Below are 12,282 nucleotides of genomic sequence, written 5' to 3' on the forward strand. Positions count from 1 at the left end.
TCGCTTCAGAGCTTCTCGGTCAGCTCCGGCACCAGCTTGAAGAGATCGCCGACGAGGCCGAAATCGGCGACCTGGAAGATCGGCGCGTCTTCGTCCTTGTTGATCGCGACGATGACCTTCGAGTCCTTCATGCCGGCAAGATGCTGGATCGCACCCGAAATGCCGACCGCGACATAGACTTCGGGGGCGACGATCTTGCCCGTCTGGCCGACTTGATAGTCGTTGGGTGCATAGCCCGCATCGACCGCAGCGCGCGATGCGCCGACGCCCGCGCCGAGCTTATCGGCAAGCGGATCGATCAAGGTGTGGAACTGCTCGCTCGAGCCAAGCGCACGACCGCCCGAGACGATGATCTTGGCCGAGGTCAGCTCGGGCCGCTCAGACGCTGCGATTTCCGAGCCGACATACGTCGATACGCCGGCGTCACCGGTGGTGTCGACCGCTTCGATCGTGCCCGAACCGCCTTCGGTGGCAACCTTCTCGAACGCGGTGCCGCGGACCGAGATGACCTTCTTCGCGTCCTTGGTCTGGACCGTTGCGATCGCGTTGCCGGCGTAGATCGGACGCGTGAAAGTGTCCTCGCTCTCGACCGACAGAATGTCCGAGATCTGCATCACGTCGAGCAGCGCTGCGACGCGCGGTGCGATGTTCTTGCCGTTGGTCGTCGCGGGCACGAGGAATGCGTCGTGCGATTCCATCAGCTTGGCGACGAGCGGCGCGACGTTCTCGGCGAGCGCATGCGCATAGGCCGCGTCGTCGGCGACATGGACCTTGCCGACGCCGGCGATCTTGGCGGCCGCCTCGGCGACTGCGCCGACGCCGTGACCCGCGACAAGCAGATGGACTTCACCGAGCTTGGAGGCTGCGGTGACGGTGGAGAGGGTGGCATCCTTTACGGACGTGCCATCATGTTCGACCCAGACGAGCGTCTTCACTTTGCGACTCCCATGGACTTGAGCTTGGCGACGAGTTCATCGACGTCGGCGACCTTGATGCCGGCCGAACGCTTGGCGGGCTCGACCACTTTCAGCGTGGTGAGGCGCGGCGACACGTCGACGCCGTAATCGGCGGCGGTCTTCTGTGCGAGCGGCTTCGACTTCGCCTTCATGATGTTGGGCAGCGAGGCGTAGCGCGGCTCGTTGAGGCGAAGGTCGACGGTGATGATCGCGGGGAGCTTGAGCGTCTCGGTCTCCGAGCCGCCATCGACTTCGCGCGTCACGGTGACGCTGTCGGCGCTGAGTTCGACCTTCGAGGCGAAGGTCGCCTGGCCGACGCCGAGCAGCCCTGCCAGCATCTGGCCGGTCTGGTTGTTGTCGTCGTCGATCGCCTGCTTGCCGAGGATGACCAGGTCGGGCTTTTCTTCCTCGACGATCTTGGCGAGGAGCTTGGCGACACCGAGCGGCTCGACCTTGTCTTCGGTGACGATCAGGATCGCGCGGTCGGCGCCCATCGCGAGCGCGGTGCGCAGCGTTTCCTGCGCCTTCTGCTCGCCGATCGACACGACGACGATTTCCGTCACGCCCTTGTCCTTCAAGCGGATCGCTTCTTCGACCGCGATCTCGTCGAACGGGTTCATGCTCATCTTGACGTTGGCGAGGTCGACCCCGCTTCCGTCCGCCTTCACGCGGGGCTTCACGTTGTAATCAAGCACGCGCTTGACCGGCACCAGCACTCTCATCGGGATTCCTTCCAGGACAGTTTCTTGCTCGGCAGCATCTGGTGGTCAAATGGCGGTTTTGCGCGGTTTTCGCAAGTCCGGTATGCCAGCCAAGCTTGCCGTAGCGGCATCTCGTCCGACTCGAACGCGCCCTCAACGCAAAAGGGCCCGGCGTTTCCGTCCGGGCCCTTCTTTAGCGCAAAGTGCGTTGGTCAGTCCACTCAAGCGGCGGCCTTGACCTCCGCGACGATCTTGCGGGCGGCATCGCCCAGATCGTTGGCGGGGACGATCGCGAGGCCCGAATTGGCGAGGATCGCCTTACCGGCCTCGACATTGGTGCCCTCGAGGCGGACGACGAGCGGAACCGAGAGGTTCACTTCCTTCGCCGCGGCAACGATGCCCTCGGCGATGATGTCGCACTTCATGATGCCGCCGAAGATGTTGACCAGAATGCCCTTCACGTTCGGATCGGCGAGGATCAGCTTGAAGGCGGCCGTCACCTTCTCCTTGTTGGCGCCGCCGCCGACGTCGAGGAAGTTGGCCGGGAACATGCCGTTCAATTTGATGATGTCCATCGTCGCCATCGCGAGGCCGGCGCCGTTGACCATGCAGCCGATGTCGCCGTCGAGCTTGATATAGGCGAGGTCGTACTTCGACGCTTCGAGCTCGGAGGGATCTTCCTCGGTCTCGTCGCGCAGTTCCATCAGGTCCTTGTGGCGGAACAGCGCGTTGTTATCGAAGCCGACCTTGGCGTCGAGCACCATCAGCTTGCCGTCGTCGGTGACGGCGAGCGGGTTGATCTCGATCTGCTCGGCATCGGTGCCCATGAAGGCATCGTACAGCTTCGATGCGACAAACGACGCCTGCTTGGCGAGATCGCCCTTGAGCTCGAGCGCGGCTGCGACGGCACGACCATGGTGCGGCATGAAACCGGTTGCCTGGTCGATGTCGATCGCGTGAATCTTCTCGGGCGTGTCGTGCGCGACGGTTTCGATGTCCATCCCGCCCTCGGTCGAGGCGACCATCGACACGCGGCCGGTGGCGCGGTTGACGAGGAGGGCGAGGTAGAATTCCTTGGCGATGTCGACGCCGTCGGTGACGTAGAGGCGGTTGACCTGCTTGCCAGCGTCGCCGGTCTGGATCGTCACCAGCGTGTTGCCGAGCATGTCGGTTGCCGCGGCACGGACTTCGTCAGCGGTCTTGGCGAGGCGGACACCGCCCTTGGCATCGGGGCCGAGTTCCTTGAACTTGCCCTTGCCGCGGCCGCCGGCGTGGATCTGCGCTTTGACGACATAGAGCGGCCCGGGGAGCTTTTCCGATGCTGCAACTGCTTCCTCGACCGACATTGCCGAGAAGCCCGCGGGAACGGGCACGCCGAATTTCGCCAGGAGTTCCTTGGCCTGATATTCGTGGATGTTCATGAGCGCGTGCCTTTCCAAGGGTCGGGTTTGCGGGGGCTTAAGCACACACGGGGGTACGAATCCACCCCTTCGCAGTTGCGAACACTCGCTATCGGGCGCGCGGCGCGCTATATCGGCTGCATGTCGCTGATCTCTGGTCTGTTGCTCTTTCTTGCCACCGTCGCTGGGATGGAGCTGTTCGCTTATGCTGCGCATCGCTGGGTGATGCACGGCTTCGGCTGGTTTCTCCACGAGAGCCATCACCGCCCGCGCACCGGCAATTGGGAGCTGAACGACTGGTACGCGGTGATCTTCGCATTGCCGTCGATCACGATGCTGGTGTTCGGCGTCCAGCTCGGCTGGTGGCAGGGCTTTACCTGGATCGGCGCGGGAATCGCGGCGTACGGCGCGATCTATTTCGGCTTTCACGACATCATCGTCCACCGCCGCATCCCGACGCGCTATCTGCCCAAGTCGGCGTACATGAAGCGGATCATCCAGGCGCATCGGCTGCACCATGTCGTCGAAACCAAGGATGGCTCGGTCAGCTTCGGGTTCCTCGTCGCCCCCAAGCCCGAGGATCTGAAGGCCGAACTCAAGCGCCGCAAGCGCGCCGGCGTGCGCGCGCCGGTCGGCCAGACGACGCTCATACCGGATTGAGCGAACCGCTGCTTTTCTACGCGCTGGCGGTGCCGGCGGTGGTGCTGCTCGGCCTGTCGAAGGGCGGCTTCGCGGGTCTTGGCGCGCTTTCGCTACCGATGCTCGCACTCGCCATCTCGCCGGTGCGCGCGGCGGCGATCTTGCTGCCGATCCTGATCGTGCAGGATGTCGTCGGCGTCTGGGCGTTCCGGCGCGATTGGGATGCGGCGATCCTCGGTTGGATGCTGCCGGGCGCGGGAATCGGGATTTTGCTCGGCTATTTGTTTGCCGCGCAGGTCTCGAGTGCGGCAGTGCTCGCCTTGGTCGGGACGATTTCGGTGCTGTTCGGGCTCTACCGATTGTGGAGCGAGCGCCGCGGTTCGGTTGCGGTCGCGGCGCAGGCGCCGGGTTGGGTCGGATCGCTGCTCGGCATCGCCTCGGGCTTTACCAGCCAGATCGCGCATGCCGGCCAGCCGCCGTTCCAGGTCTACGTCCTGCCGCGGCGACTGCCGCGCGACGTGCTCGTCGGCACGACCGCGATCTTCTTCGCCGCGGTCAATTGGGCGAAGGTCTCGGCCTATTGGGCGCTCGGCCAGTTCGACCGCGACACGCTCGGTGTCGCGGCGCTGCTGCTGCCCGTGGCGATCGCGTCGACCTTTGCCGGCGTCTGGCTCGTGCGGCGCGTCTCGCCCGAGCGCTTCTACACCGCGATCTACGCGCTGATGGTGCTGGTCGGCGTCAAGCTGATCTGGGACGCGCTCGCCTGATTCAGTCGAAAAGCGACGACACCGACGATTCGTCGGCGATCCGGCGAATCGCCTCGGCGAGCAGCGGCGCGATCGTCAGGTGGCGAATCTTCTTGGCCGAGGCGACGATGTCGTGGCTGCCGAGCGAATCGGTGATCACCAGTTCCTCGAGCGCCGAGCTTTCGACTCGTGCGACCGCCCCGCCCGACAGCACGCCGTGCGTGATATAGGCGGCGACGCCGGCTGCGCCCGCCTGCTTGAGCGCGGCGGCGGCGTTGCACAGCGTGCCGCCCGAATCGACGATGTCGTCGATCAGGATGCAGAAGCGCCCCTCGACCTCACCGATGATGTTCATCACTTCGGATTCGCCGGCGCGCTCGCGGCGCTTGTCGACGATCGCGAGCGGGGCGTTGTTGAGCCGCTTGGCGAGCGCACGCGCACGCACCACACCGCCGACGTCGGGCGACACGACCATCAAATTGCGATTGCCGTAGCGCGTCAGGATGTCGGCCGACATCACGGGCGCGGCGAACAGATTGTCGGTCGGGATATCGAAGAAGCCCTGGATCTGCCCGGCATGCAGATCGACCGAAAGCACGCGGTCGGCGCCCGCGACAGTGATCAGATTGGCGACGAGCTTGGCCGAGATCGGCGTGCGTGGCCCCGGTTTGCGGTCCTGCCGGGCATAGCCGAAATACGGGATAACCGCCGTGATTCGCTTGGCCGAGGCGCGCTTCAGCGCGTCGATGCAGATCAGCAGCTCCATCAGATTGTCGTTTGCCGGATAGCCGGTCGATTGCAGCACGAAGACGTCCTCGCCGCGGACATTCTCCTGGATCTCGACGAAAATTTCCTCGTCGGCGAAGCGGCGGACCTGCGCGTCGGTCAGCGGCAGCTGGAGATAGGCGGCGACATCGCGCGCGAGCGGCAGGTTCGAATTGCCGGTGAGAAGTTTCATATGGGCCGCCCCTTGCGCTTGCCGAGTTGCAGCTTCCTTAGGAGCGTCGTCGGCTCGGGGAAAGAGACCGCGTGCCCTGCGATGCCGCAACCAGTGCCGCAAAGCGCGTATGGATGCGCGGGCTTGTCGAGAGGGCGCCGCGTCCTCTACCGCTCGTGGCATGACGATCCGCACTCGCTTCGCCCCTTCGCCGACTGGCATGCTGCACGTCGGCAACATCCGCACCGCGCTCCACAATTGGCTGTGGGCGCAAGCGCAGGATGGCGAGTTCTGGCTGCGGATCGATGATACCGATGCCGAGCGCAGCGAAGCGCGCTTTGTCGATGCGATCCGTGCCGATCTCGCCTGGCTCGGGCTGACGATTGCGGGCGAGGAGCGGCAGTCGGCGCGCTTTGCGCTCTACGAGGCGCGCTTTGCGGCGTTGCGCGACGCAGGGCGCGTCTATCCGGCGTACGAAACCGCGCAGGAGCTCGACCTCAAGCGCAAGATCGCCGCCGGGCGCGGGCTGCCGCCGGTCTATGATCGCGCCGCGCTCGCGCTGAGCGACGCCGAGCGGGCGAGCTTCGAAGCCGCTGGCGTCAAGCCGCACTGGCGCTTCAAGCTCGATCATGCCGCGCCGATCGTATGGGACGATCTGATCCGTGGGCCCCAGAAATTCGATGCCGCGACGATGAGCGATCCCGTCATTCGCCGCGCCGACGGGTCGTGGCTCTATATGCTGCCCTCGGCGATCGACGATGTTGAGATGGGCATCACGCACGTCGTGCGCGGCGAGGACCATGTCTCGAACACCGCGCTGCAGCTCCAGATGTTCGATGCGATGGGCGTTACACCGCCGGCCTTCGCGCACGAGGCGCTGCTGGTCGGCTCGGAGGGCAAATTGTCGAAGCGGCTGGGCTCGCTCGGCGTCGCGCATTTCCGTGAGGTGGGGATCGAACCCGAGGCGGTGGGCGCGTTGCTCGCACGGATCGGGACGAGCTTGCCGGTCGAGCCGCTGGTCGAGACCGCGACGCTGGTTGAGAGCTTCGATTTCGCCAAGTTCGGCCGCGCGCCCGCGCGCTTCGACGAGGCGGAACTTGCCGGGTTGAACGCCAAGATCGTTCATCAACTTGAATTCGCGCACGTCGCCGACCGACTTCCCGCCGGGATGGGCGCGGCGGAATGGGCGGCGGTGCGGCCCAATCTCCAGACGATCGCCGAAGCCGCCGACTGGTGGGGCGTGATCGAGGGCCCGATCGTCGCCGAGCGCGACCCCGCCGATGCCGACTTCCTCGCCGCCGCCGCGCGGGCCGCCGAGTCGCTCGATTGGGCGGGGGACCCGTGGCACGCGCTGACCGCCACGCTGAAGGCCGAGACCGGACGCAGCGGCAAGGCGCTGTTCCTGCCGTTGCGGCGTGCGCTGACCGGCCGCGAGCATGGTCCCGACATGAAGGCGCTCCTCCCGCTGATCGGCCGCGACCGCGCGATTGCGCGTCTGTCGCCCGAGTGAGGCGACAGGATATATTGTCTCTTGCAGGCAGAATGTTATGATGTAACATCCTCTCCATGTCCGGCGTAGAATCGGACGGCACAGATGGAGACGGGACGATGTACGCAGATCGTTATGCCAACCGCCATGGTCTCAACCCCGGCGGAGTCGCCTTCGCGCTCGGCGCCGGCGGCGTGTTGCTGTTCGGGCTTTCGCTGACCGCGCCGCATTTCGTACGCGACATCGTCCCGACGATCACCGCGACCAACATCCCGCTCGATCCGCCACCCCCGCCAAAGCCCGAACCCAAGCCGGTCCCGCAGATCCAGCATGTCGCGCAGCCACTGAAGCCGCCGCCCGAATCGATCGACCTGACCAAGCTCGTGACCCCGGGCGTCCCGAGCGGACAGATCGCCTTGCACATCGATCCGCCGCCGCTTCAGCCGTTTCCCGGCGGCACGGGTGATGTCGGCACGATCGTCAAACCGCCTGCGCCGGTCATTACCATCCCGAAACTCGACTCGCGCTATCTCGGCGCATTCCAGCCGACCTATCCGAGCGACGAGCGCCTTGCCGGGCACGAGGGGCGCGTCGTCGTGCGTGTGCTGATCGGTACCGACGGGCGCGTGAAGCAAGTCGAGCAAGTCAGCGCGGCGAGCCCCGCCTTCTTCGAAGCGACGCGCAAGCGCGCGCTCGAGAAATGGCGCTTCATCCCGGGCACGCGCGACGGCGTCGCGATCGAGGCGTGGCAGACGATGGCGGTCCGCTTCGTGCTCGACGAAGAATAGCCGGCGCGGGTGGGCGCGGCAGGGCTGGCATCGCTCCCCTGTCGCGCCTATCTCTTGGCGATGAATTTCCTGCGCTACATTTCCCCGCTGCGCGCCTGGCGCGATATGCGCACCTATATCGTGACGCGGCGGCCGCATCAGCTCGGCTTCATGGGGCTGGCGCTGGCGCTGACCTATGTGATGGTCGTCGGCGTCATCTACGAATCGAAGATCCCGCCCAAGCCGTATCACCGCGACATCATCTATGTGCAGCAGTGGCGCGCCGACCGCACCGATGCCGAGATCATCGCGCAGCAGAAGATCGACGGCGTCGAACAGACGCGCCAGGCCAACGAGCTCAAGCGGCTCGAAGCTGAGCGGCGTGCGCAGTTCAAGAAGGTCAATGACGGGCTCAAGGCCTACGGGATCTGAGCGTGGCCACGGCTTTCGACGACACGCGCTGGATGGGCGCAGCGCTCGCGCTCGGCGAGCGCGGACGCGGTCGGACGACGCCCAACCCCAATGTTGGCTGCGTTATCGTCGCCGATGGCATCGTCGTCGGACGCGGCTGGACCCAGCCCGGCGGGCGCCCGCATGCCGAGGCGATGGCGTTGACGCAAGCCGGCGAAAAGTCGCGCGGCGCAACCGTCTACACCACGCTCGAACCCTGCGCGCATGTCTCGACGCGCGGGCCGGCGTGCAGCGATCTGCTGCAGCTGGCGGGCGTGGCGCGCGTCGTGATCGCGCTCGGCGATCCCGATCTGCGCACCAATGGCGCGGGCGTCGCGCGGTTGCGCGATGCGGGGATCGCGGTCGATCTTGGGGCGGGTGCCGCTGCCGCGCGTACGGCGATGGCGGGGTTCCTGATGCGGCGCGAGCATGGCCGGCCCGCGGTGACGCTCAAGCTCGCGCTGTCGCTCGACAGCGCGACCGCACTGGGATCGGGCGCGAGCAAATGGATCACTGGCGCGGAGGCACGCGCGCACGCGCATCTCGAACGCACGCGCCACGACGCGATTCTGGTCGGTCGCGCCACGATCGACGCCGATGATCCGACGCTCGACGTGCGCTTGCCCGGGCTCGAGGCCCGGTCGCCGCGCCGCTTCATCCTGTCGCGCACGCCCGACTTGCAGCATCCGGCGCCCGACGGTGCGTTGCCGTGGGAAAATCTCGCGGCGCCGGTCGCGATCGGGTCGCTCGAGGGTGTCGACACCCTGCTCGTCGAAGGCGGGCCGACCACCGCTGCGGCCTTCCTTGCGGCCGACCTCGTCGACCGTCTGCTGCTGTATCGCGCGCCGATCATGGTCGGCGGCGGGCGGACCTTGCCCGACATCGGCCTCGCCGATCTTTCCGAGGCGCATGGCCGCTGGACGATGAGCGACGCGCGCACCCTTGGCAGCGACCGGCTCGAGGTTTACGAGCGCGTCAGGGAGTAGGCCATGTTCACCGGGATCATTACCGACATCGGCACGATCGATCGGATCGAGGAGCGCGGTGACCTGCGCATCTTCGTCGCGACCGGCTATGATATGGGGGACGTCGATCTCGGCGCCTCGATCGCCTGTTCGGGCGTGTGCCTGACCGTCGTCGACAAGTCCGCGCCCGGAGCGTCGGGCTGGTTCGCCGCCGATGTTTCAGGGGAAACCGTGTCGCGCACCCCCGCCGCGCAATGGACCGCCGGTCGCCGGCTCAACCTCGAACGCGCGCTGAAGCTCGGCGAGGAACTGGGCGGGCATATCGTCACCGGCCATGTCGACGGCATCGCGTCGATCGTCGAGACCAGCAGCGACGGCGATTCGTGGAAGGTCGTCATCGCGGTCCCGGCCGCGCTTGCGCCGTTCGTCGCACCCAAGGGATCGATCACCGTCGATGGCGTATCGCTGACCGTCAACAGCGTCGCCGACCAGGCCGACGGAACGACCCATTTCGCGATCAACATCATTCCCCACACCCAGGCGATGACCACGCTGGGCGATCTTCATTCCGGCGCGCACGTCAATATCGAGATCGACGTCCTCGCCCGCTATCTGCAACGCATGGAGCATTATCGTGCAAAAGCCTGAAGTTGCGCGCCTGCGCCATGGGTTCCTGTCCTCGCCCGAGGAATTGATCGACGAGGCCAAGAACGGCCGGATGTTCATCCTGGTCGACGACGAGGATCGTGAGAACGAGGGCGATCTCGTCATTCCGGCGCAGATGGCGACCCCTGAGAAGATCAACTTCATGGCCAAGCACGGTCGCGGGCTGATCTGCCTTGCGATGACCAAGAAGCGCGTCGACGAACTCGGCCTGGGCCTGATGAGCCGCCACAACGGCACGCGGCACGAAACCGCCTTCACCACCTCGATCGAGGCGCGCGACGGCGTCACCACCGGCATTTCCGCCGCCGACCGCGCGCGCACCATCGCGGTCGCGATCGATTCGTCGAAGGGCAAGGAAGAGATCGTCACGCCGGGCCACGTCTTCCCGCTCGTCGCGCGCGACGGCGGCGTGCTCGTCCGCGCCGGGCATACCGAGGCCGCAGTCGACGTCTCGCGGCTCGCCGGGCTCAATCCGTCGGGCGTGATCTGCGAGATCATGAACGAGGACGGCACGATGAGCCGCCTCGACGATCTCGTCTCGTTCGCGCAGCTCCACAATCTCAAGATCGGCACGATCCGCGACTTGATCGCCTATCGCCGCCGCCACGACCATCTCGTCGAGAAGCGCGCCGAAATGCCGTTCGAGTCGAAATGGGGCGGGACGTGGAAGGCGATGACCTTCCACAACAAGGCGACCGGCGACGAGACGATTGCCCTGGTCAAGGGCAAGATCGACCCGACCAAGCCGACGCTGGTGCGGATGCACACGCTGTCGACCTTCGTCGATGTGTTCGGCGAAGAGAATGAGCGTTCGGGCCTGCTCTCGGGGTCGATGCAGTTGATCGCCGAGGAAGGCACCGGTGTGATCGTCGTGATCAACCGCCAGATGGCCGATGGCATCACGCGTTTCATCAAGCTGCGCGGCGAGGGCAAGGGCGCGGGCGCGCCCGAGGTCGAGGAATTGCGCGACTACGGCGTCGGCGCACAGATCCTCGCCGAGCTTGGCGTCGAGGAAATGGTGCTGCTCACCAATACGCATCACGCGCTGGTCGGCCTCGAAGGCTATGGCCTGTCGATCGTCGCCGAGCGCGCCATTCCGGGTACTGGGGGCGAATAATGGCCAAATTGCTCATCGTCGAAGCGCGCTTCTACGACCATCTCAACGACCTGCTGCTCGAAGGCGCCCGCGCCGCGATCGAGGCGGCGGGGCACAAGCACGAGACGATCACCGTCCCCGGCGCACTCGAAATCCCCGGCGCGGTCGCGCTCGCGGCCGAGAGCGGGCTGTATGACGGCTTCGTAGCGCTGGGTGTCGTGATCCGTGGCGAGACGTATCATTTCGAGATCGTCGCGGGCGAGAGCGCCCGCGGGCTGATGGCGCTGTCGATGGACGGCCTCGCGATCGGCAACGGCATCCTCACCACCGAGGACGAAGCGCAGGCGCTCACGCGCGCGCGCAAGTCCGAGAAGGACAAGGGTGGCGAAGCGGCCAAGGCGGCGCTCGCTATGATGTCGCTGAAGGCGCGCTTCGGCTGACCCTGGTGGTGAGCGGGCCGATCCTGTTCACCGACCGGCTGATCCTGCGGCTCCCCGAGCCCGCGGATTTCGAGGCCTATGCCGCCTTCGCCGCCGATGGCGAGACGATGGCGCATCTCGGCGGCGCGATGCCGCGTGCAGTCGCCTGGCGCGACTTTTCGGTGCGCGCCGGTGCGTGGATGACGCGCGGCTTCTCGATGTTCTCGGTGATCGAACGCGATTCGGGCGCCTGGGTCGGGCGGATCGGCCCGTGGCAGCCCGAGGGCTGGCCCGGCACCGAAGTCGGCTGGGGCGTCGCCAGCGGTTTTGCGGGCAAGGGCTATGCGCATGAAGCCGCGGTCGCTGCGATCGACTTTGCGTTCGACAGTCTTGGCTGGAGCGACGTGATCCACACGATCGCACCCGATAATATCCGCTCGATCCGGCTCGCCGAGCGGCTGGGCTCGGCCAACCGTGGGCCGACACGCTTGCCAGCACCGCTCGATGGCTACCGCGTCGACGCGTGGGGCCAGAGCGCGGCCGAGTGGCGCGCGCACCGCGGCAGATGAGCAAGCCGCCGCCCCCGCGCTACAAGATCGTCGAGCGCGACGGGCGGCTCCTCACGATCGACACTTGGGCCACGCAAGCGCCGGACGCGCCGCCGCAGCGTCGCGCGGACTTGATCGCGCCGGGTGACGCGCTCGGCGCGCCGCTCGTCGCCGCGCTGTTCCGGGTCCGCGATGCGCAGGGCCGACGGTTGCTGACAACCTCGCCGAATTGGGACCGCAAGGGGCCGCGCGTCATTGCGCTGTCGTCGACAGGCGAGCGCCGCATCGCCGCGCTAGGGCTGCTGAGCATCGGCGTGATGCTCGTCCTGTTGCTGGTGGCGCTGATCGATCTCGAATGGCTGCTGCCGATCGTCGTGGTCGTGGTCGTGCTGGCGGGCGCGATCTCGAGCAGCCGCACCAGCCTGGTCACCCGTTGGCTCGACTCGCTCGGCGAGGAGACGTGGCGCTAAGCTCTTCCCAGCGCTCGACTCCTTACTTATACC

Annotated in this window: 15 protein-coding genes; 11 read left to right on the forward strand and 4 right to left on the reverse strand. The window is 66.4% G+C overall.

All coding sequences use genetic code 11. The annotated features are described in order from the left end of the window. Nucleotides 1-5: 5 nt before the first annotated feature. The 3 genes from ABIB28_RS08205 to sucC form a co-directional block, all read right to left on the reverse strand. A complete protein-coding gene (locus ABIB28_RS08205; protein ID WP_133191164.1) occupies nt 6-935 on the reverse strand; it encodes an electron transfer flavoprotein subunit alpha/FixB family protein in 930 nt (309 codons plus the stop codon). Continuing rightward, on the reverse strand, nt 932-1,678 hold the full coding sequence (locus tag ABIB28_RS08210; protein WP_133191162.1) for an electron transfer flavoprotein subunit beta/FixA family protein: 747 nt from the start codon (nt 1,676-1,678) through the stop codon (nt 932-934). The genes ABIB28_RS08205 and ABIB28_RS08210 overlap by 4 nt, the downstream gene beginning before the upstream one ends. Nucleotides 1,679-1,878: 200 nt before the next feature. After that, a complete protein-coding gene (gene sucC, locus ABIB28_RS08215; RefSeq protein ID WP_133191160.1) occupies nt 1,879-3,078 on the reverse strand; it encodes an ADP-forming succinate--CoA ligase subunit beta in 1,200 nt (399 codons plus the stop codon). A gap of 120 nt (nt 3,079-3,198) precedes the next feature. Here sucC and ABIB28_RS08220 point away from each other — a divergent pair, with 120 nt between their 5' ends. Together ABIB28_RS08220 and ABIB28_RS08225 are read left to right on the forward strand one after the other, a co-directional pair. Next, nucleotides 3,199-3,717: a sterol desaturase family protein gene (locus ABIB28_RS08220; RefSeq protein WP_133191158.1), complete on the forward strand. Its 519-nt coding sequence runs from the start codon at nt 3,199-3,201 to the stop codon at nt 3,715-3,717. Continuing rightward, nucleotides 3,714-4,463, forward strand: a complete 750-nt coding sequence (locus tag ABIB28_RS08225; protein ID WP_354287711.1) for a sulfite exporter TauE/SafE family protein — start codon at nt 3,714-3,716, stop codon at nt 4,461-4,463. Before ABIB28_RS08220 ends, ABIB28_RS08225 begins: the two co-directional genes overlap by 4 nt. 1 nt (nt 4,464) lies before the next feature. On the opposite strand, the gene ABIB28_RS08230 is transcribed toward ABIB28_RS08225, so the two are convergent. Continuing rightward, the gene (locus ABIB28_RS08230) at nt 4,465-5,400 is read right to left on the reverse strand and encodes a ribose-phosphate pyrophosphokinase (RefSeq protein ID WP_133191154.1); all 936 of its coding nucleotides are present in this window, start codon (nt 5,398-5,400) and stop codon (nt 4,465-4,467) included. A 160-nt stretch (nt 5,401-5,560) separates the two neighbouring features. On the opposite strand from ABIB28_RS08230, the gene ABIB28_RS08235 reads away from it, so the two are divergent. The 9 genes from ABIB28_RS08235 to ABIB28_RS08275 all read left to right on the forward strand — a co-directional run bounded on the left by ABIB28_RS08235 (nt 5,561) and on the right by ABIB28_RS08275 (nt 12,249). After that, entirely contained in the window at nt 5,561-6,889 is a 1,329-nt protein-coding gene (locus tag ABIB28_RS08235; protein WP_354287713.1) for a glutamate--tRNA ligase, read from the forward strand. Nucleotides 6,890-6,987: 98 nt separating this feature from the next. Continuing rightward, nucleotides 6,988-7,656: an energy transducer TonB gene (locus ABIB28_RS08240; protein ID WP_354287714.1), complete on the forward strand. Its 669-nt coding sequence runs from the start codon at nt 6,988-6,990 to the stop codon at nt 7,654-7,656. A gap of 60 nt (nt 7,657-7,716) precedes the next feature. Further along, nucleotides 7,717-8,067 (forward strand): hypothetical protein, encoded by a 351-nt coding sequence (locus tag ABIB28_RS08245; RefSeq protein WP_133191148.1) that lies wholly within the window; start codon nt 7,717-7,719, stop codon nt 8,065-8,067. Between the two features lie 32 nt (nt 8,068-8,099). Beyond that, nucleotides 8,100-9,071, forward strand: coding sequence for a bifunctional diaminohydroxyphosphoribosylaminopyrimidine deaminase/5-amino-6-(5-phosphoribosylamino)uracil reductase RibD (gene ribD, locus ABIB28_RS08250; RefSeq protein ID WP_354287868.1), 972 nt, complete (start codon nt 8,100-8,102; stop codon nt 9,069-9,071). Nucleotides 9,072-9,074: 3 nt separating this feature from the next. Then, on the forward strand, nt 9,075-9,698 hold the full coding sequence (locus tag ABIB28_RS08255; protein WP_322161469.1) for a riboflavin synthase: 624 nt from the start codon (nt 9,075-9,077) through the stop codon (nt 9,696-9,698). Further along, nucleotides 9,685-10,833, forward strand: coding sequence for a 3,4-dihydroxy-2-butanone-4-phosphate synthase (gene ribB / locus ABIB28_RS08260; RefSeq protein WP_416194477.1), 1,149 nt, complete (start codon nt 9,685-9,687; stop codon nt 10,831-10,833). The genes ABIB28_RS08255 and ribB overlap by 14 nt, the downstream gene beginning before the upstream one ends. Continuing rightward, complete coding sequence (gene ribH / locus ABIB28_RS08265; RefSeq protein WP_354287717.1) at nt 10,833-11,252, forward strand: 6,7-dimethyl-8-ribityllumazine synthase; 420 nt, start codon at nt 10,833-10,835, stop codon at nt 11,250-11,252. Before ribB ends, ribH begins: the two co-directional genes overlap by 1 nt. Before the next feature lie 8 nt (nt 11,253-11,260). Then, entirely contained in the window at nt 11,261-11,800 is a 540-nt protein-coding gene (locus tag ABIB28_RS08270) for a GNAT family N-acetyltransferase (protein WP_240698956.1), read from the forward strand. Then, the gene (locus tag ABIB28_RS08275; RefSeq protein ID WP_354287719.1) at nt 11,797-12,249 is read left to right on the forward strand and encodes a hypothetical protein; all 453 of its coding nucleotides are present in this window, start codon (nt 11,797-11,799) and stop codon (nt 12,247-12,249) included. The genes ABIB28_RS08270 and ABIB28_RS08275 overlap by 4 nt, the downstream gene beginning before the upstream one ends. The last annotated feature ends 33 nt before the right edge of the window (nt 12,250-12,282 follow it).

The sequence above is a fragment of the Sphingomonas sp. UYEF23 genome, from assembly GCF_040546165.1.
GTDB lineage: Bacteria > Pseudomonadota > Alphaproteobacteria > Sphingomonadales > Sphingomonadaceae > Sphingomonas > Sphingomonas glacialis.